This is a genomic window from Reichenbachiella sp., assembly GCF_965223055.1.
Classification (GTDB): Bacteria; Bacteroidota; Bacteroidia; order Cytophagales; family Cyclobacteriaceae; genus Reichenbachiella.
In genome coordinates this window covers 520,600-541,562 of record NZ_CBDCVM010000003.1, presented here as the reverse complement: position 1 = coordinate 541,562, position 20,963 = coordinate 520,600, and the positions used below count along the sequence as shown (strand labels likewise).

At 42.1% G+C, this 20,963-nt stretch carries 16 protein-coding genes and 1 tRNA gene; 10 read left to right on the top strand and 7 right to left on the bottom strand.

Features of this window, described 5'->3' with window-relative positions; genetic code table 11:
• Positions 1–256: 256 nt before the first annotated feature.
• From ACOQO5_RS02840 to ACOQO5_RS02825, 4 genes are all read left to right on the top strand, one after another.
• The gene (locus ACOQO5_RS02840) at positions 257–1,627 is read left to right on the top strand and encodes a BatD family protein (RefSeq protein WP_420580164.1); all 1,371 of its coding nucleotides are present in this window, start codon (positions 257–259) and stop codon (positions 1,625–1,627) included.
• A 134-nt stretch (positions 1,628–1,761) separates the two neighbouring features.
• Positions 1,762–2,844, top strand: coding sequence for a chorismate synthase (gene aroC / locus ACOQO5_RS02835; RefSeq protein WP_420580163.1), 1,083 nt, complete (start codon positions 1,762–1,764; stop codon positions 2,842–2,844).
• Between the two features lie 40 nt (positions 2,845–2,884).
• Entirely contained in the window at positions 2,885–4,294 is a 1,410-nt protein-coding gene (locus ACOQO5_RS02830; protein ID WP_420580162.1) for a dicarboxylate/amino acid:cation symporter, read from the top strand.
• Positions 4,295–4,639: 345 nt separating this feature from the next.
• A complete protein-coding gene (locus tag ACOQO5_RS02825; RefSeq protein ID WP_420580161.1) occupies positions 4,640–5,242 on the top strand; it encodes a NifU family protein in 603 nt (200 codons plus the stop codon).
• 98 nt (positions 5,243–5,340) lie between these two features.
• Here ACOQO5_RS02825 and ACOQO5_RS02820 read toward each other — a convergent pair whose 3' ends face one another.
• The 4 genes from ACOQO5_RS02820 to ACOQO5_RS02805 all read right to left on the bottom strand — a co-directional run bounded on the left by ACOQO5_RS02820 (position 5,341) and on the right by ACOQO5_RS02805 (position 10,218).
• Positions 5,341–6,336, bottom strand: coding sequence for an acetamidase/formamidase family protein (locus ACOQO5_RS02820; RefSeq protein WP_420580160.1), 996 nt, complete (start codon positions 6,334–6,336; stop codon positions 5,341–5,343).
• A gap of 158 nt (positions 6,337–6,494) precedes the next feature.
• Entirely contained in the window at positions 6,495–8,039 is a 1,545-nt protein-coding gene (locus ACOQO5_RS02815) for an aldehyde dehydrogenase family protein (protein ID WP_420580159.1), read from the bottom strand.
• Between the two features lie 119 nt (positions 8,040–8,158).
• On the bottom strand, positions 8,159–9,643 hold the full coding sequence (locus ACOQO5_RS02810) for a Do family serine endopeptidase (RefSeq protein WP_420580158.1): 1,485 nt from the start codon (positions 9,641–9,643) through the stop codon (positions 8,159–8,161).
• A gap of 137 nt (positions 9,644–9,780) precedes the next feature.
• Positions 9,781–10,218 (bottom strand): Hsp20/alpha crystallin family protein, encoded by a 438-nt coding sequence (locus tag ACOQO5_RS02805; protein WP_420580157.1) that lies wholly within the window; start codon positions 10,216–10,218, stop codon positions 9,781–9,783.
• A gap of 311 nt (positions 10,219–10,529) precedes the next feature.
• Between ACOQO5_RS02805 and ACOQO5_RS02800 the strand changes: the two genes are divergently transcribed.
• The 3 genes from ACOQO5_RS02800 to hemH all read left to right on the top strand — a co-directional run bounded on the left by ACOQO5_RS02800 (position 10,530) and on the right by hemH (position 12,369).
• Positions 10,530–10,603, top strand: a tRNA-Asn gene (locus tag ACOQO5_RS02800).
• A 54-nt stretch (positions 10,604–10,657) separates the two neighbouring features.
• Positions 10,658–11,146 carry a hypothetical protein gene (locus tag ACOQO5_RS02795; protein ID WP_420580156.1) on the top strand — a complete coding sequence of 163 codons (489 nt, stop codon included), beginning with the start codon at positions 10,658–10,660 and terminating at the stop codon, positions 11,144–11,146.
• 215 nt (positions 11,147–11,361) lie between these two features.
• Positions 11,362–12,369 (top strand): ferrochelatase, encoded by a 1,008-nt coding sequence (hemH, locus tag ACOQO5_RS02790; protein ID WP_420580155.1) that lies wholly within the window; start codon positions 11,362–11,364, stop codon positions 12,367–12,369.
• On the opposite strand, the gene ACOQO5_RS02785 is transcribed toward hemH, so the two are convergent.
• Positions 12,366–13,493 (bottom strand): cysteine desulfurase family protein, encoded by a 1,128-nt coding sequence (locus tag ACOQO5_RS02785; RefSeq protein WP_420580154.1) that lies wholly within the window; start codon positions 13,491–13,493, stop codon positions 12,366–12,368. The two genes, hemH and ACOQO5_RS02785, sit on opposite strands and share 4 nt — an antisense overlap.
• Before the next feature lie 137 nt (positions 13,494–13,630).
• Between ACOQO5_RS02785 and ACOQO5_RS02780 the strand changes: the two genes are divergently transcribed.
• Entirely contained in the window at positions 13,631–13,996 is a 366-nt protein-coding gene (locus ACOQO5_RS02780; RefSeq protein WP_420580153.1) for a response regulator, read from the top strand.
• Between the two features lie 4 nt (positions 13,997–14,000).
• Here ACOQO5_RS02780 and ACOQO5_RS02775 read toward each other — a convergent pair whose 3' ends face one another.
• Positions 14,001–15,674 (bottom strand): hypothetical protein, encoded by a 1,674-nt coding sequence (locus tag ACOQO5_RS02775; RefSeq protein ID WP_420580152.1) that lies wholly within the window; start codon positions 15,672–15,674, stop codon positions 14,001–14,003.
• Between the two features lie 172 nt (positions 15,675–15,846).
• Between ACOQO5_RS02775 and ACOQO5_RS02770 the strand changes: the two genes are divergently transcribed.
• Positions 15,847–17,385: a tetratricopeptide repeat protein gene (locus ACOQO5_RS02770; RefSeq protein ID WP_420580151.1), complete on the top strand. Its 1,539-nt coding sequence runs from the start codon at positions 15,847–15,849 to the stop codon at positions 17,383–17,385.
• 7 nt (positions 17,386–17,392) lie between these two features.
• Positions 17,393–20,212: a CHAT domain-containing protein gene (locus ACOQO5_RS02765; protein ID WP_420580150.1), complete on the top strand. Its 2,820-nt coding sequence runs from the start codon at positions 17,393–17,395 to the stop codon at positions 20,210–20,212.
• A 270-nt stretch (positions 20,213–20,482) separates the two neighbouring features.
• Here the strand turns inward: ACOQO5_RS02765 and ACOQO5_RS02760 are convergent, their stop codons facing one another.
• On the bottom strand, positions 20,483–20,962 hold the full coding sequence (locus ACOQO5_RS02760) for a hypothetical protein (RefSeq protein ID WP_420580149.1): 480 nt from the start codon (positions 20,960–20,962) through the stop codon (positions 20,483–20,485).
• Position 20,963 lies beyond the last annotated feature (1 nt).

Sequence of the window (20,963 nt, the reverse complement as noted above, 5' to 3'; positions counted from 1 at the left end):
GTTCTTTGTCAAACAAATTTTTATCAAAACTGACTTTTGACAGAATTGTTTTAGAATATTCCAGCATGGATTAAGTGGTTTGTTAAAATTTATTAAATAAACCTGGTGACACGTTTGCCACCCATCAAATTGCACCTGAAAATAAGAAATATCATTTAGATTAGCAATTTTATTCTTCTAAACGGTCATGCGGAAAGTAGGGTTTTTATTCATAATAATTTTATTGTTAACCGGTGTTAAATCATACGGGCAGCAAGTGAGTATTGACTTAGGGCCAGACGAGATTGCAAGCAATCAGGCCTTTACCATTACGCTTACTATTCACAACGAACGATTAGAGAATTATTCCTCGTTTCCCGAAATTCCAGGATTTGTAAAGCGGGGCACTTCATCTTCTTCTTCTACCAACTTCATCAACGGAAGAAGAAGTTCTTCTCAAAGTGTCATTCAAAATTATGTGGCCACAGCAGAAGGTGAATTCACGCTCAATTCGTTTGTAATGAAAGTCAATGAACAGACCTATCGAGTAAAAGGGAAAAAAATAAAAGTGGGCCCGCCCGCCCAACGCCGTCAACGCAACGACCCTTTTGGCAGCGATCCATTTCAAGATTTTTTTGGCCGACAAGAGGCTCCACAAGAATTTGTGGATGTGAAAGCCGATGCTTTTTTGGCATTAACCACGGATAAATCTTCCGTTTATCCAGGCGAGGGATTTACGCTGACTTTAGCCTTCTATGTAGCTAGCAACAACCGTGCAGACATGAGGTTTTATGAACTGAGTAAGCAGATTCCCGAAATTATGAAAAAGATCAAGCCAGCCAACTGCTGGGAAGAGAATTTCAATATTGACAACATTACGGGTGAGCCTGTAGAAATAAATGGAGAGAGTTACACGCAGTTCAAAATTTATCAAGCCGCATATTACCCATTGAACGATGAGACAATTGAATTCCCAAAAGTAGGGTTGGAGTTAATCAAATATAAAGTGGCTAAGAATCCAACTTTCTTTGGTCGCAACAAGCAAGAAGAAATAGTGAAATTTTATACTAAAGCAAAAAAGGTCACTATCAAGGAATTGCCCCCTCATCCATTGAAGGAAAGCGTGACTGTAGGTAACTACAGACTCAAAGAAAAAATTTCTAGTCAATCTTTAAGAACTGGAGAAAGTTTCAACTATTCCTTTAATATCACAGGTGAAGGCAACATTTCTGCTATTGGTGAACCAAGATTAAATGAAGATGAAAACTTTGATATTTATTCCCCTAATATCCGTCAGGAGATCAGCCGTGGTCATGGAAAAGTGAGAGGCACCAAGTCATTCAGTTATTATGGTATACCTAATGAACCAGGCGAATATACATTGGGTGATTACCTTCAATTTATCTACTTCAATGTGAAAACTGATAGCTATGATACACTTCGGTCCGATCTGATTTTGAGTGTAACCGGAGAGAGCAAAAAGAACGAGTATATTCTATCTAATGACATGGGTTCGTTTTATGATGCTATGGACATTCAGAGCAACAAGCTCATGGCACTAGACGCTCAGGATCGGTTGCGCAGTATGGCGAACATTGCCATATTCGTACTGATGGGGCTTGTGGCTTTAGTAATGTTCAAAAAGTAGCACTTCCTGTTAATAATTTCGCACATCAGAAGCGAATTTCAGTTAATTTTGATAATTAATACATTTGACTTCAATTCTATCAGTCATTGCGAACGGGTAGCGAAGCAATCTCTTTTTTATTCGAGTAATCTAATATGAGTAATTCATTCGGATCTTTATTCAAGATCACCACATTTGGAGAATCACATGGCAAAGCGATAGGTGTAACTATCGATGGCTGTCCGGCAGGAGTCGAAGTAGATGAAGCCTTTATCCAGTCGGAGCTGGAAAGAAGAAAACCAGGTCAGTCTAAGATTACTACGCAAAGAAAAGAGCCAGACAGCTTCGAGATTTTATCTGGAATATTCGAAGGAAAAACCACCGGCACTCCTATTGCCATGGTCATTCACAATACGGATCAAAAGAGTAAAGATTACGCCCATATTGCTAAGTCCTATAGACCTTCACATGCCGATTTCACTTACCAAGAAAAATATGGTATTAGAGATTATCGAGGCGGAGGCAGAAGTTCTGCTCGCGAAACAGCCGCTAGGGTAGCAGCTGGTGCCTTGGCCAAGCTTGCCTTGCGACAATTAGGGATTGAAGTCTTCGCTTATGTGTCTCAAGTAGGCGATTTGAAAACTGAAAAGTCTTACTTGCAGCTAGATCTTTCAAAAACAGAAAACAACATCGTAAGATGTCCAGATGAAACCATTGCTGAAGATATGATCACCTTCATTGACGGCGTACGCAAAAATGGAGATACAGTAGGAGGAGTCGTCACAGGTGTCATTACTGGTACACCGGTTGGATTAGGCGAGCCAGTTTTTGACAAGCTTCATGCTAGATTAGGCGCTGCTATGCTAGGCATCAATGCTGTGAAAGGCTTTGAATACGGTAGTGGATTTGAAGGGGCCAAAATGAAGGGCTCTGAGCACAATGACATCATCGAAAAAGACGGGGATCGGGTAAAAACCCGAACCAATCTCTCAGGCGGGATTCAGGGTGGCATCTCCAATGGTGAAGACATTTATTTCAACGTCGCTTTCAAACCAGTAGCGACGATTATGAGAGATCAGGAGTCTGTAGATCAAGATGGCAATGAGATCACCGTTTCAGGAAAGGGCCGACACGATCCCTGTGTGGTACCAAGAGCGGTGCCTATCGTGGAGGCTATGTCGGCATTGACTATTTTGGATTTTTATCTACTCAACCAATCAACAGTATTAAAAGCTTAGTATCTTGGCGAATTAATTAGTACAACAATTAATTCGTAGAATGAAAAGTTTACCCCTACACGTCAAAATAGTTATAGGACTAATTCTTGGTGTAATCTGGGCCTTTGTTTCCAGTGCATTAGGATGGAATGATTTCACTATTACCTGGATTGATCCTTTTGGTGTCATTTTCATTCGATTGCTCAAGTTTATTGCGGTGCCTTTGGTACTATTTTCTATTATTAGTGGTGTTTCTGGATTGAGTGATGTGTCGAAGCTGGGTCGTCTCGGTGGGAAAACTCTTGGCGCCTATATGGTGACTACAGTAGCTGCCGTTGGAATTGGTTTGCTTCTGGTGAATCTGGTGAAACCGGGAGACTTCGTAGAAAAAGATCAACGAATTAAAAACAGAATCTCATTCGAGCTTTGGCTGCAAGATCAGAACATGGGGGTGCCGCAGGATGGAGATTCCTATCTCAATGACCCAGCTTATCAGCATCTGATCACAGACGCACAAAAGGCCAATCAACTGTCGGAAGAAGATCAGCAAAAGGTGGCTGATAAAATGGAGTCGGCCAAAAAGCAAAAAGAAGCTAGCCCATTGATGTTTATCGTGGAGATGGTGCCTGAAAATGTTATTTTCTCTATTTCCAATAATGGGTTGATGCTTCAGGTTATTTTCTTCTCCATATTTTTTGGGATTACACTGGTAATGGTACCTGAAGATAAAAAGAAACCCGTGGTAGACTTTATTCAAAGTATGAATGAAGTATTCCTAAAAATGGTAAATATGGTAATGGCTGCGGCTCCATTCTTTGTTTTTGCTTTGCTGGCAGGCGTCATCGCAAAGATGGCAGATACTCCAGCCGAAGTGTTTGAAATTTTCTTGGGACTAGGCTCTTACTCACTGACATTAGTAGCAGGATTGTTCTTCCTGGTATTTGTTTTCTATCCTTTGATCATGAAACTCTTTGTACCTAAGCTTAGCTACAAAGAGTTCTTTAAAAACATCAGCCCGGCACAGTTTCTGGCCTTTTCTACGAGTTCTAGTGCAGCCACGCTGCCTGTCACTATGGAGTGTGTAGAAGACAACATGGGCGTGTCCAACAACATCGCCAGCTTCGTGCTGCCAGTCGGTGCTACCGTCAACATGGACGGCACCAGTTTGTATCAAGCGGTGGCGGTAGTTTTCTTGGCTCAGCTTCACATGGTAGATCTTACGGTCGCTCAGCAATTGACCATAGTACTAACCGCCACTTTGGCTTCTATTGGTGCTGCGGCTACCCCGAGCGCCGGATTAGTGATGATGATCATTGTGCTACAATCCGTAGGCCTCAACCCAGCTTGGGTGGCGATCATCTTCCCGGTAGATCGTATCCTGGATATGTGCCGTACAGTAGTGAATGTAACTGGTGATGCTACCGTATCAACTTTGATCGCTAAGAGTGAAGGAGAGTTGAGTAAGTATTGAGATGATCTTAGATATCCTTTTAATATTTATAGGAATAATTGGAGTAGTCATTTATGTCAAATCAAAAAATGGCAGTCAAGATACTTCAGACGCAAGGTTATTTTTTGTTGCTGTATTTTTTATAATTATTGGGTTGTCTGGGATTTTGAAGCATTTTTTCCCAAAGTAGTAGTCTTCTAGTGCTTTTGCAAAGCGTGCTGATTTTCCCTTGGCATTTGAAATGCCATAATAGATTACGAACGCATCACAGATGCGCCCAAGCATAATTAATATTCTAGCCCCCTGAACCAAACAAAGAACCACAGTGTTTCGTATCTTTGTAATCTCATATAAGAAGAAAAAAAGATGGCTGAAGCAGTAGCAAATACCCCGGTAAATATATATTTCGAATCGAACCCGAACCCAAATACCTTGAAGTTTGTGGTGAACTTTATGTTGGTTCCTGAAGGTACCAATTTCGACTACCCGTCTCCTGAAAGAGCAACAAACTCTGAATTGGCACAAGAGCTATTCACTTTTCCATTCGTGAAAGGTGTATTTGTGATGAGTAACTTTATCACGGTATCGAAAGACGAAGCTACGGAATGGGAAGAAGTTCGCGACGGCATCAAAGAACACATCAAAGGTTATTTAGAGTCTGGCAAATTGGCGGTGAACTTGTCTCAGCCGTATGCCGAACCTAAAACAGAAGATGCGGCACCAAAAGCACCAGTTTCTGATCTAGACGAAAACATCAAAGGCATCTTAGACGAGTACATCCGCCCAGCAGTAGAGCAGGACGGTGGTGCGATTGATTTCCACTCTTTCGAAGATGGCAAAGTAAAAGTGGTTCTTCAAGGCGCTTGTAGTGGTTGTCCTTCTTCTACGCTTACACTTAAAGCAGGTATTGAAAATCTTTTGAAGAGAATGGTACCTGAAGTGAAAGAGGTAGAGGCGATTAATGGGTAAAACTAATTCCCCCTTAGAAAAAGGGGGTTAGGGGGATTTACTGGATACACCTCATAGGTTTTTATAAATTCTTTTCAATCTTCTCCAAGAGGGAGTGATCACTTCACCCCCAATACCTCTTTAGAGATATGCATAGTCACGAGCATATTAGGCACATCCACTACTTCAGCGATTTTGAGATCCCCTGCTAAAGAACATAAAATATAAGCGTCCTCTTCGGTCAGGTCATGCTCATTGACTAAGTATTCAATCATAAATTGAACAGCTTTTTTGGTAGCCTCATCGATGGTAGTGCCAAAGGCGGTTACCGCATAATAATCATCTGTTTCATACTGCGGTTCGCTGAGGTAAGACTTTTGACCTTTGAGCAGTTTTAGCTCAAACACAAATCGCATGGGAGATTCCACTGCAGTGCCTGACACTTCACCCATGCCCTGAACCGCATGCGCATCCCCGATAGAAAACAGTGCCCCATCTACAAAAACAGGAAAATAAACAGTGGTTCCTTCCACCATATTAGGGTCATCCATATTGCCGCCATTGGCTCGAGGAGGAATTGTAGATAGAAGAGAATCCGTATCTGGGGCTACACCCATGACTCCGGCAAAAGGCCTTGCTGGGATTTTGATCTTGTCTGAGAAATGGATGATTTTGTCCGTACTATCGATCTCAAAGATTTTGAGCTTGGGTTCGGTGTAAGTATCCGCCAGATATCCAAAACCTGGAAAAATGGCTGACCAGCCCCAGTTGCCCACTTCTATTTTGTGCATGGTCACGGCCAACACATCTCCAGGTTGGGCTTCTTCCACATAGATAGGTCCGGTCAAAGGATGAATAGGGTCGAATGACACATTGGCCATGTCCTCAAGAGTGGAATTTACATTCAATTGGGCATCCGTGGCTTCTTCGGTAAATGCTTCCACGATGGCTCCGCTAGGTACAGACAGCACCGGAGCAATGGTTCTACTCCATTTATTGTGCTTGTGAGTAGAGGGCAGGGTGTACTGAGGTACTACTTCAGGTTGGGAGTTTTGATTTGTTGGCTCGCATGCCAAAAGGACACCGAGAGATAAGATGTAGGTTAATGTTTTCATTTTCTAAAGATAAGAAAAATGAAAACGAACAAGGACAAAAAAATGAGGGTGTCTCAAGAGCCCAACGAACTGTCAGGCTGCGGTTCTCGAAGCCTGACAGCTCTTAGAGATTTTAGGCTATTGAGACAACCTCATTCATTTTTTAGTCACATCAGGAATTAAAACTCAAACTTGATACCCTGAGCCAAAGGCAAGTCAGTACCAAAGTTGATCGTATTTGTCTGACGTCTCATGTACACTTTCCAGGCATCTGACCCAGACTCACGCCCACCGCCAGTTTCTTTTTCACCTCCGAAAGCTCCACCAATCTCAGCACCGGAAGTTCCAATGTTTACATTGGCGATACCACAGTCAGATCCGCCATGTGACAAGAACATTTCTGACTCTCTCATGTTGTTCGTCATAATTGCAGAAGACAAGCCCTGAGGCACATCGTTTTGGATAGCAATCGCATCTTCGATGTTGCTGTATTTGATCAAATACAAAATTGGTGCGAAAGTCTCGTGCTGCACAATCTCGAAATGATTCTCTACTTCGAATATAGCTGGCTTCACATAGCATCCAGATTCATAGCCATCTCCAGAAAGCACTTCACCATCTACCACAGTTTTGGCGCCTTCAGCTTTTCCTTTCTTGATCGCTTCGCTATACATATCTACTGCCAAAGTATCGATTAACGGCCCTACGTGATTGGATTCATCCAAGGGATTTCCAATCTTCAATTGGCCATAGGCGCTTTGCAATTTCTTCTTCACATCCTCATAGATGTCTTCGTGGATAATTAGTCTACGGGTAGAAGTACAACGCTGACCGCAAGTACCTACCGCACCAAAAACAGCGCCAATCAAAGACATATCCAAATCTGCATGTTTAGATATGATGATGGCGTTGTTGCCGCCTAATTCTAATAAAGCTCTTCCTAACCTTGCTCCTACTGCTTCACCGACAGCTTTACCCATTCTAGTCGAACCAGTGGCAGATACCAATGGCACACGTTTGTCATTAGACATCAACTGACCAATTTTAGCGTCGCCAATAATGAGGTTGTTTACTCCCTCTGCTACACCGTTTGCTCTGAACACTTTATCAGTAATGTGCTGACAAGCAATTGCTGTGATTGGTGTTTTTTCACTTGGTTTCCAAAGACAAACATCTCCACATACCCAAGCCAAGGCACTATTCCAAGCCCAAACCGCTACCGGAAAGTTGAAGGCAGAAATGATACCCACAATGCCTAATGGATGGTACTGTTCGTACATTCTGTGACTTGGTCTTTCTGAGTGCATGGTTAATCCATACATCTGCCGAGACAAGCCTACCGCAAAGTCACAGATGTCGATCATCTCTTGTACTTCGCCTAGACCTTCTTGGTAAGACTTACCCATTTCGTAAGAAACCAATTTACCTAGGTCTTCTTTATGCTCACGTAAAGCTTCGCCTACCTGACGAACGATTTCACCTCTTTTTGGACCTGGTACCAATCTCCAGGATTTGAAAGCTTCAGAAGCTGTTTTGATAATTTCTTCATAAGTTTCTTCCGTTCCGGAAGTCACTTTACCAATCAATTTTCCGTCTGCCGGAGAATAAGATTCTATAACTGCACCGTTGGATTTGATCCAATTAGAACCAGTGCTTGATCCCATGTTTAGTTCCTCTATACCGAGGTTTTTTAGTGCTTGCTCTATGCCGAATTTGTCTGCCATTTCTGTGTTAATTAGAGTTTGCGCAAAAATAGATGATCCTACTGATTAATAGGATTGATACATAAAAAATCCCCGAACGAGCGGGGATTATGTTAATATCGTATCAGAGGAGTGACTATTTACCAGCCAATTCCGTAATAGGCTTTCTCTCCGTCTTCATACATTCCTTCGATTAAGAGTCCGGATCCTCCGTTGGCTCTCGAAAGTGCACGAGACAAATCTTCTACAGAAAGGATAGGCCTTTTGTCTATGGCAGTCACGATAAAGCCTTCTTTGATACCAACTTCTCTAAACTTGCCCTCTTCTACTTTGAGTAGCTTGGCTCCGCCTTCTACTTTCAGTTCTTCTTTTTCTTCCTTGGATAGATCTGCAAAAGTTCCTCCCTGGATCGTCATGTTATTAGATGAGGCGATCGTTGTTGTGGTACCTAAGGTGTTCTTCAACGTAGCCGTTACGTTTTTTTCTTTACCGTTTCTAATTAAGGTCACTTTTACTTTATCTCCAGGTCGGTTGAGTGCTACTTTCTCTTGCAATTCTGAAGTTTTGGTGACTTTCTCCCCTTGTACAGCGATGATTACATCACCATTTTCAATCCCAGCTTCGTCTGCACCACTGTTAGGGTTTACATTGATTACATAGACGCCTTCGAGTACATTCAAGTCTTCGTCTTCGGCCAGTTGAGCATTTACATCTCTTATGTTTATTCCGAGTAAGGCTCTTTGAACCACACCAAATTCTTTTAAGTCAGCTAAAACCTTGTCTACCAAATTCGCAGGGACTGCGAACGAGTAACCGGCATAAGTCCCGGTAGGAGTTGCTATGGCTGTGTTTATTCCAACTAACTCTCCTCTCAAATTCACCAATGCACCTCCAGAGTTGCCTGGGTTCACCGCGGCATCGGTTTGTAGAAATGATTCAATTTGAAGATTATTTCTATTTCTAAGAATGTTAATGTTTCTCCCTTTGGCGCTGATGATACCTGCCGTGACTGTAGATCTAAACTCAAATGGATTGCCCACAGCCAATACCCATTCGCCGATCTGGACTTGATCAGAGTTTCCAACTTTTACAAATGGCAGACCGGATGCCTCTATTTTTAACAGGGCCAAGTCTGTGGTCGGGTCAGTTCCCACAATTTCAGCTTTGTAGGTTCTGTTGTCATTTAGTAAGACTTCTATTTCACTCGCATTTTCTATCACGTGATTGTTGGTAGCGATGTAGCCGTCTTGACTAATGATCACCCCACTACCAGAGCCCATGGATTGGCGTTGTTGTGGCTGACCACCATGCGGGTCACCAAAAAACTGTCTGAAATATTCATCAAACTGATTTGAACCTTGTCCGGATCGGCTAGACCCTTCAAATGTACTCCTAATATGAACCACACCTGGCGTAACCACCTTAGCGGCGTAAATGAAGTTGAGTCCTTCGGGAACTATCATGGCTGAGGAGTCCAGGTCATAGTTGGAGAACCTTACGGGCTGGCTCTCTGCCTGAATCACTTTGACGGGCTCGTCTTTAACTAACTGATAGCCGCCAAGTGCGATCCCTCCTCCCAGCATAGAGGCGAATACCATTCTGATAAAAAACTGTCTGTTATTCATATTTCTTGCTTTTCTTTTGACCAATTAACGGTATATAAATTTAATGGATAAAAATGTTAACAACATTTAACAAAAAACCCCGACGTCCCGATTTCCATCGGGAGTCGGGGTTAAAACCAACCTCAACTTACTAACTACTATTTGATGGCAATGGTCTTCTTTTGAATCTTTTGCTCATCCTTAGGGATGGTGATATTCAAAAGTCCATCTTCATATTTTGCTTCGACTTTGTTTGCATCAATGTTGTCCGGCAAGTGGAAAGACCTGCTGAAAGAACCGTATCTGGTTTCTACAGAATGGAAGTTCTTCTCTTCTTTTTTCTCTTCAAACTTTCTTTCGCCACTTACGATCAACTGACCTTCATTTAAGTCGATGCTGACTTCATTCTTCTTGATGCCTGGAATAGCAAAGCTCAATTCAAATGCTTTTTCTGTTTCAGAAATATCTACCTGAGGGGTAAATGATTTTCCGACAGTTACATCGTTGTTGAAAAAACGATCGTTGAACAAGTCATCAAACAAATTGTTTGTAGTGAATGTTCTTAGGGTTCTTGGGTTATACTTAATCAATGACATTTTATTTTAATTTTTTGTTGAACAATAAATTCATGAAGCCTTATTGCTATTTGTATGCCATCAGCTTTTTCTTTTCATTTTAATGCCAATATGGCTGAATAATTCATTTTAATGAAAATAATTCAGACAAATTGTCTGCTTTGATCAAAAAGAGCTGGCATGTCTCTTGAAACGGGAGAGTTCTTTGCAGCGAGAAAATAATTGTTAAAACTTTTTTGAATACTTGTATTGTAGAATTAAAAAGAAGCCACTAATATTGCAGTCCCAAAATCAGGGAGTTAGCCAAAAGCGGTTAATTAAAACATAAATATTCCTCTTTAGCTCAGTTGGTTAGAGCATCTGACTGTTAATCAGAGGGTCGTTGGTTCGAGTCCAACAAGAGGAGCAAGTAAAAGGCAGTTTTTGAAAAAAGACTGCCTTTTTTGTTATAAACTTACTTATGCAAATTCTCGACGTTAAACAAGAATCATACTTCCCTCAGAATTTCAAGATATTTGGAGTTATCTTAATTTTCGGCTCCATCGCTTCTTTGGTAAATGCGCCTTCCATTTCAGCATTAAGAGTTGTTATAACTCTTTTGGTCATTCTACTTGGCGCATCTATGATTTTTGCTCGCTATGCATTGAGGGTAGATCCAAACAACAAAACTTACACTGTATATACACTGCTATTGGGCTTGGAATTTGGAAAGCCTGCATCGTTCAATTTCATTGATAAGTTTTACATCAATCAAGTAACAGAACAAGCGCAAGCAACCACTCGAACGGGAGCGAAGTTTGATCTAAAAAACAAATTGTTCAAGGCCTACATCAGATTGGACAATGGCGAAAAGCTTCATTTAGACACAGACAAAAGTGAAGAAAAATTGAAAAACAGATTGGACCAATATAAGTCAATTGTTTCTTCAGTTTACAAACCTTCAGAGTAGTCTTTTCTTCAAATTATATTAAATAGGCAGCTTTTGGCAGGATGTTTAAAACATCTGGCAAGATTTGAAAATCGCCTCCTACTACTTTAGCCAGTACATAATAATTAATTTTTCTCAAAATGCTGCTGGCTCCAGATGTTCTCCATCTGGAGCTTTTTTTATTATTTGGCTGTATCGGCATTCTCCTCTTTCTTTGCGTCAATCAAAAAATGAACATGGCGAAAAAAGGAATTCTTCTTGTCAACCTGGGTACACCAGACAGCCCTTCTGTAAAAGATGTTAGAAAATATTTGAGGGAATTCTTGATGGACGGTCGAGTCATCGACATTCCATTTGTCTCACGATGGCTCTTGGTAAATCTGATTATCACAACTTTTCGAGGCCCTAAGTCTGCCAAAGAATATCAAAAACTGTGGGAGGACAGAGGATCTCCTTTGAAGTTTTATAGTGAAGACTTAACTACCGAAGTTCAAAAGAAACTAGGCAACGACTATGAAGTAGAGCTTGGGATGAGATATCAAAGTCCATCCATTGAAAATGGGCTGAGAAACTTACAAGCCAAAGGTGTAACCGAGATTAAAGTCATTCCTTTATTCCCACAATATGCTTCTGCTACCAGCGGGTCTGTGATTGAAAAAGTGATGGATATCATCAAAGGAGACCAAGTGATTCCAAAGATTGATTTTGAAGGGCCTTTTTACAATCACCCAAAACTTATCCAGACATTTGTTGAAAATGCTAAGGTTTGGATGAAGGACCATGATTATGACCATTTTCTATTTAGCTATCATGGTTTGCCTGAAAGGCAAATTTATAAAGCAAAGATTGATGCCTGTGAGCTAGGCGACTGTTGCAACACGTGTGATGTAAAAAATCACTATTGCTATCGTGCACAGTGCTTTGAAACCACGCGTCTGCTCATGAAAGAACTAAATCTTCCTGAAGACAAAGTGTCCACGACTTTTCAGTCTCGCTTGGGCAAGGATCCATGGATTCAGCCTTATACAGAAGACACATTAAAAGAATTAGCGAACAAAGGAATTAAAAAGGTGCTTGCCTTTTCTCCTGCCTTTGTTGCTGATTGTTTGGAAACAACGCTCGAGGTAGGTGAAACCTACAAGGAAGAATTTATTGAACTGGGTGGCGAACGCTGGGACTTAGTAGAAAGCCTGAACGTTCATCCTATCTGGGTGGACTGTGTGTGTGATTTAGCTAAAAACTAGTTCATCAAATCAGCTAGCGCATCCACGGCATAATCCACTTCTTCAGGCTTGGTGTATTTGGAGAAAGAAAACCGGATCGCTCCTCGATCTGGGTCTACACCGAGTGCAGTCAACACGTGTGAACCTATGTTCGATCCACTGGCACACGCACTGCCTCCGCTGGCAGATACGCCTTTGATATCCAGGTTGAATAGCAGCATATCGTTTTCATCAGTGGCAGGAAGGCCCACATTGATGACAGAATATAGACTTTCGTCCATGCTACCGGATTGACCATTGAAGCTAGCTCCAGATATTTTATCCTTAATACTGGTTATCATCCTTTCTTTCAAAGAAGAAATGTGCTTTCGATTGGCATCCATGTCTCGATAAGAGATCTCCAGGGATTTGGCGAGCCCAACAATACCAGCCACGTTTTCTGTACCCCCACGCATATTTCGTTCTTGAGCTCCGCCATGAATGAAGGGCTCTATCTTGGTTTCGTGATTGATATAAAGAAAACCACAGCCCTTGGGGCCATAGATTTTGTGAGCTGCCCCAACGATAAAATCTGCTTTGATTTCGCTCAGATCATGTACGTACTTGCCCATGGCCTGCACAGTATCCGAATGAAAGTAGCCATTGTTGACTTTTACCATTTCGCCTATGACTTTGATGTCGTTCAAGTTTCCAATTTCATTATTGGCGTGCATAAGGCTGACAAAGGAAGGCGTATTTTGTAGCAAGGACTCCAAATGATTCATATCAATTCGACCTTCCGCATCTATGTCTACAAATTTTAAGTCAACCCCCTTTTCTTTGGCCAAATATTCTAAGGTATGTAGTACCGCATGGTGCTCCAATTTAGAAGTAATCGCCTTTTTTACACCGAGACTTTCTATTGAACTGCAAATGGCGGTATTATCTGCCTCAGTTCCACCAGAAGTAAAGAATATCTCAGCTGGTGAAGTGTTGAGCAAGTCAGCAATCTGCTTCCTGCATTTCTCAATAGTAGAACGAGCCTGTCTTCCATGAGAGTGAATAGAAGATGGATTGCCAAAGTTTTCCATGAAGTAGGGCTTCATCGCTTCGAAAACTTCGGGGTCCATAGGTGTGGTGGCAGAATTGTCTAGATATACCTTCATCAATTTTTTGGCTTTGGGCAAAATTGATCATTTTATCAGACAATAAGAATCATTGTTATTTTCTATTAAGATCAATTCTCGGTTTACATGTTTCCTTAATTGGGATTAACTTTATCTGACAAATCAAAATGGCAAAAATGAAATATAGCTGCGTTTGCATAGATGATGATAAAATGTTCAATGAAATTCTTGAACAATATATCAAGCGTCTAGACTTTCTTGAATTTATAGGAGCTTACAGCAATCCTATAGAGGGAGTCATGGCTATAGATAAATTGAAACCAGACATCTTATTTTTGGATGTCGATATGCCGGAGATAAGTGGATTTACAACAATCGACGCGTTAGAGCATAAACCAATTATTATTATGGTTTCTTCACATTACGAACATGAAAGAGAGTTGCTCAAAGCTGGTGCTACTAAATTTGTAACTAAGCCTATCATGAGTCCTGATCACTTAGCCAATATTGTAAAAAGCGCTCTTCAAGAAGAAAAGGCTTAAAATATCAAAAACTATGATCTCTTGCAGCGACATTAAGCCGGATGGCAATAGAGCTGAAGTTGGTGGTGGAAGATAACAGTGGGTCCGCACTGTCTCGGTTTCTATATATGTGTTTGACATCTATAAATAGGTTGTGCTTGAGCATATAGCTCGCCGTAAGGTCGATGTAGAGCTGATCATTTGAAACACCTTGACCAATCTCATTTCCGTATTCTAGTGTCCTTGTATTATAATCTTTCAATACATCTCCTCCATAGTTTTCATTTGCTGGATCTGTACCGTATTGACTCCAAATGAATTTACCACTCAGGAATAGTTTTGGTATCGGTTGATATCGACCAATGAAAACTATTTCATTGAAATTTGCCCCTAAAGGATGTGCTAGAGGTTGTCGATAATGCGCGTAATTGGTGAAAATGGATTCATGAGAATAAGTGAAAGGTCTGGAAACATTATATTCTAATTGGAGATCCAGATTGTTAACTCCAAAAGCATTATAGTATTTGCTTCCAAGTTGTACAGAAAATTTGTTTCCCCACCAGCTATTGCCAGCTTTCAACTCACTGATCACCATTTCATCCAATAGACCTTGGCCATAGAATTGTACACCTTTTGCGATATTCCATTTCCAGTCCATACCAAACAATGCGTTGTCTGGGCTTCCAGTAAATTGCTCAATGGATCGGTAGAAAATAATAGGATTTAAATAGTTCCACTCAAATGCCGAGCCTGTACTATCTCCTCTATTAAATATGATGGCTTCGAAAATGCCCACGTTGAAATTATCAGTGATGTTGATACTCAGATGATGAGAAGTCAAAAACTTCTTAGGAAACTGTTTGGTTCCATTTGAGCCAAAAGAACTGAATGGGGCATCCGCTACCATTTCAGTGAACAAGTTAGTGTATTGTATCCGCCATACTTTTGTTTGAATTTTTAGGAAAGTGCTAGGTGCACTAAAGTCAGACAGTAGTAACGAACGATAACCATTTCCCACGAAATTTTTATCAAACCCAAATTGGAATCCGATATGCTTTGTTGCGTTGAAAGTGAAATAACCACGAGCCGTGAAGAAATCCACTCCATTTTCTTTGTATTTTTTCCAAAAAGCTTCATTAGGGACTACACCCCTGTCAGCGGTATAATCTTGCACATACTTTGGGAATACTGCTTGTGTCTCTTCGATTGTTGAATAAAAACCGACCTTGTCATCTATCGACCCTCTGATCTGCGCACCACGTGTGTTCATATAAGGTGTTGACTTACTATTTGTGTCTCTACCGGCACTTAAATACAATATAGGGTTTACTCTTAGTTTAAAATCTTTGGTGTTGACATGCAGAAAGTCAGCTTTTGATCTATAGATTTTCTTTAAGAATGGTTTTTTGCTCTGCGCTGAATCTTCTCCCCAATATTCCCAGTGATCTGTTTTGATGAACTGGGCGTTGAATTGATCTTGCTTTGATGTCAAAAAGTTGGAAGAGTCTATAGTAGCGACAACATCTATAGCTCGATATGGCTTATAGCTGGTGTGTACACTTTCGCTAAAAGCTTTGTTGAGTACATCCGTGCGGTCTATCAGATGATAGTAGTCGGCATTCAAAGGCGCATATATGCTCTGGGCAGAGCTATGGGTAGCTGAGACTATCAGCGCTAAAAGCAATATAAATTTATTCATCGCACGTATTTGTGTCTCGCAATATTAGAAATATTTGACTAATCGCGATCAGATTTTCGATGAGTAAGGTGTATTGTGCTATCCGTGGTACTACGGACATAGATACACCTTTGAGTAGGTATTTCAGTTCTTCCTTTTGATGGGCAGTTTTGTGTAAACAAAAGTATCGGTTATGAAACAAGGATTTTATTTGTTGGCAATCATTGGCGTCGTAAGTCTGCTACCAGCTCAAGCACAAAACTGCAAAGGCTTGGAGGACTGCTTAGCCAAAGCAAATGAACTACCCAATAATCAATCTGGCAATGAAAAAGCCATTGAATACCTTACTAAAGCCATAAAGTACGCCAAGAAGGATCCCGAAGCGCAAGCTAAGGCCTATCACAAACGCGGAAGAAGAACCTACAGGATAGCCAATAATGAAAAATTGACCAAGGCGGCACAACAAGATTTCGAAAAGACACTACAAATCACGCCTGACTATTACTGGCCCAAATACTATCTGATCTATCTGGCGATGTACAAACAAAAGGACCTGCCCAGGGCGAAGATGCTACTGGATCAGTTCCTGAGCGCTGAGCCTCAAAATGCTCACCTTTATTATTTACAAGGAAGATATGAACTGAGAAAAGGAAATTTGGACAAAGAACTGTCAAGTTATGTTCGCTTCCAAGAATTGATGCTGTCAGGAGAAAACACTAATGATCAGGTGGGTGACGTTGATTTGGCTTGGGCTGAAGAAGCATATATAGATGCGTACATGAAGAAGCAGGGGTTGAAGGTTTATGATCAGAAGGCATTGAGTATCTTAAAAGAAGGAAATCAAATAGCTGATAGGCATTCGTTGATTTCAGGGAAACTGGCCATGGCGTACTTCGATCAGGAGCAGTATTATTCGGCCCTTGACGAAGCCGAAATTGCCTATGGCAGAAACAAAAAAAATGCAGATGCACTTTTCGTTTTGGGGTACGACGATTGGTTCAATTTTGATCATAAAAGTGCCCGAAAGAAAATCGACCTCGCTTTTGAATATGGAGAAAATCCTCATCCCGCCTGGTATTTTTATGGCAATGCCGCGAGGTATAAATATTACTACAACACGGCCAGCGATGAGTGGAAATATCAGCACGAGGCTATGACGCAGGGATTCGAAAAATTTATCTCCATGGCCTCTGGTACACGCTACGAAAAACTCATACCAGAAGCCCAAGATTATCTGGCCAAAATCGAGGAATATTCGCAAGCCGAAGCCAGAAGAGTGGGCAAGCTGATTGCGAATGACTTTGAAGAATTCAAAATCAATTTTTCTCAAATGCCCAATGGCTATGTGCTCGACTATAACACTTTGCAGGGTAGGAATGTGTCCAATTTGAAAATGACCAGAAGATATTTCCCTATGGGAGGCAGTAGCTATGCGGCTATTGGTTTGGTCGCCAAAGGGAAAGAAAAATACACCTTCCTGCTCATGAGTAGGGACGTGAGGAGCGCCTATTTGGAGCAGATTGATTTTATCCTGCTTACCACTGACAAATATGGCGTGGAAGTGGAAAGAAACTCCGTGGCCTACACACAAAAAGATAACGGCAGCGTGTCGGTGAAAGGAATATTCAAGCTGAGCACTGATGGCACCTCCTATTTCTTTGATTGTAAAAACACGACGGTAGCCACCAATCAAGTAGAATCTTGGCAAGTACAAGGCAACTGTGATGAATAATAAAGTGATGAAAAAAATTCTGGTAATTATTTCGATTTGTGCGCTGGGAGACCGTTTGGCGGCTCAGGATTTTATGCAGTCTTTTCAGGCCACTGTCCAGGCTTACGAATCCCACGATCCATCTGGCGTAGTCAAAAATGCCAACCAGCTGATTTTACAACAGCCCGAAAATTATGCAGGATATCTGTTTAAGGCGCTCGGGAAGTTAGGTCAAAAGGATCAGGCGACTGCTCGCCAATTGGCGGCCGAGGCCTTGGCCTTGTCGCCCGTAGATCAAGCCAATTATGCCACGCAGGCATATTTGGCTTTTTTGGATCAGGACATGACTCAGGCCAAAAAATATTTACACTTTGCCTTTCAAGTGAAAACTTCCCCAGGCCTGATCAACGATGTGCAGAAAGACATTACCTATCTGGCGCAGTTTTGGTCTATGGATTTTGCGCCACTACGCCAAGCGGCCAGCACCATAGATGCCCAATATCCCGATTCTCCTTACTGGATGCAACAAATGATGCTGTGTCAACAGGCCTGGGCACAAAACAGCACGTGTACGGATGAACAAGAGGTATTGGCCTATTTTCAATCGCTGTCACCTCGCAATGATCAGATCAAACCATTTTTAACATTTTTTAAAGGGCAAATGGCTTTTCAACTGGGTCATCAGCAAAAGGCGGTTAAGTTTTTCAACCAATTTCTAAGCGACAGCGGAAGCGAATCCATGTCTTTTTTTCAGGCCAAGGCTCGTCAGACTATATCTGCTCAGTGGCATGAAAGTTTCTCATTTGAAAAAGCATATCTCGAGTCTGTAGATGGGATCAAACGCTTGGAGGGATTCGAGAGCCCCTTGTTTGTAAGGTGCGCGTTGTATAATTCTAAAGCGGCTGCGGCGTCTAGGCTGGGCCAGGAGCAGGAAGCACAGGCGGCATTGATGGCACTCGTGGACGAAGCCGAACGACTCCAATCAGACTTCTGGCTGGCACAAGGACTGGCGCGTGCGGGAGGCAAGCTGATGTATAGCGACGAGCCGGCCCTCGGTATCCAATATCTCGAACGTGCCTATGCGCTCACCAAAGCGCTAAATGATCAGGTACTCCTGAGCGAGATCATGGACAACTATGCCGTAGCGCTGTGGAAGAAAGGCAACACACAAGAGGCCGCCCGCGTACTACGCAATAGTTATCAGCAGAAAATCGACAACGGTGATGTACTAGGCGCTCAGCTCGTGGCCAACAATCTGGGCTACATGTATCTGAACGCCAAGGTATATACCAGTGCCGCCGAAATGTTTTCGAAAGCCGTGGATCTGACCGAAAAGCACAGACTCGACTTGACCGAGCAGCAACAGCTCATTATGATGTCTGAGCATTCGAGTAGCTATACCGGATTGATCATGAGCTATCAGGGGCTTAATGACGTGGGGGGCGTTTTTGAGGCACAGGACATGAATAGGAGCCGGATTCTTCGAGAAAAATTCAGCCATTATTCTCAACAGATTACCCTAAGCGAAACCAAAAAGCTGCTTCAGTCGGACGAAGTGCTGCTCTACTATTCGCTACTCTCGCCCGGCGAGATGGTGGTGACCGTGGTCACCAAGGATCAGGCCCAGCTGCGTTACAACTTTCCTATACAGCAATGGCTTGTAACCCAAAAAGAATTCATCAATAGAATCAACAAAGTGCCTTCGCAAATCAACGGGAAGACTTTGGCCTGGGACGAAGAAATAGTGGATGGCCAGATCAAGAAAATAAAACATAAGGAGGCGGCCTTTACGGCCAAAGACTTTGATACGTTTACCTCTTACTCAAGAAGACTTTTACAGTCTTATAGCGATGCGCATACTGATCTGAGAAATCAGTTTCTAAAGATGTGGTATCAGTTTCTGATCGAGCCTGTAGAAGATTTGATTGCTGATAAGAAAACACTAATTATTAGCGGCGAAGGCGTACTCAACTATTTGCCCTTTGAAGCATTCTTGAATGATCAAAATCAGTATCTGCTTCAGCGATTTGATGTGCGCTATGTGCCTTCTGCCACGGTTTGGGGTATGATCAATCAGCGGCATTATCCGCTCGATAGAAAAGATTTGTTGGCTATGGGGGGTGCTACTTATCAATCGCCAGGTGGTGGCGGAGGAGGTGCCCGAAGCATGGAGATGATCTTGGATTTGAAAAAAGACATTAAGACTAAAATCCAATATGGAAACAACCTCAAGACTGAACTCTCGGCTTTGGGGTTTGGGGGGGCTAATTATCTACCAGGCACACTGGAGGAAGTAAATAACCTGAAGGCGATAGTACCAAATGCTCGCCTATTGATCGATCAGCAGATGAGAGAATCCAACATCAAAGCGCTGGACAAGCAGGGCGAATTGGCACGATATAAGTGGCTGCATATTGCTACGCATGGTTTTGCACTGGATTTGGTGCCCGATGTTTCTGGTGTGATGATGACTCAGCCTACTGGTGGCGATGGCAACGAAGATACTTATCTATTGGCTCATGAGTTGGCCCAACTGGACATCAAAGCTGACCTAGTAGTGCTAAGTGCCTGCGAAACCGCGCTCGGCAAAGTGTACAATGGTGAAGGAGTGAATGGCCTCAACGCTGCCCTACTAACGGCTGGTGCCAACAATTCACTACTAAGTCTTTGGCCAGTGAGCGATGCCGGTACCATGCTGCTGATGACAGAGCTGTATCAGAACCTAGACCAGGGACAGTCGGTAGAAGATGCACTCAACAATGCCAAACGCTACATGCTCTCAGGTCAGGCGGGAGCACAGTTTGCCCTTCCAGTCATTTGGGCACCATTTGTATTGAATGGGAAATAATTGAACGATCAGCCGCGCTGATTTCTGTTTATTCGGTTGATGACAGTACGACCTTCTGATTGGGATATTAAATTTGATTTGCCACCAACCATTCAACTAAGCTCCCGAGTTATAATTCATTAGCACCAGCTTAAACATACATGTTTCGAGCGATAGTAGATGTTCTAGTGCTGTTCTATTAGATAATGGCACCATTTCTTTTAGAGAAGTTAATTACTAATTTGTAACGTGAGCCCTGCTAGCTTGAAAGCTAAAAAAACTACAATTCACTTAGTAATCAAAAAATGGATCGCTCGGGGCTTCGGCTTTAGTTACCTTGATTTCAAAAACCATATTGGGAACACGCTTGGCTTCATGAATTTCTACTTGATCTCCTTTTCGAGCCACGTAATACTGATGCTGCCATACGTGTCTGCGTTTTTTGCCAAAGTACCAGATGTAGGTATCGTAGCTTTTGTAGCGTCGGATGATTTTCTTGTCTGTGAGCAGGGCGGAGGTCACTTTTTTCTCATTGTCCTTCAGGTCCCTTCGAATGCATCTGATCAGATAGACCATGTAGCCTTCGAAACCCAGCACTAAGAGGACGATGAACCATACACTGCCATTGGATAGACTAGCCATGAAAGCGATGAGTCCGGCGATCAAAATAGCAAAAACTGGGACCACATATAGCCCCAGTTTGATTTTACTTCTTTCTATTTTGTTCAGCGTTGGATAGGTGATTTGTAGGTGTGCCTTTTGGCCTGACATA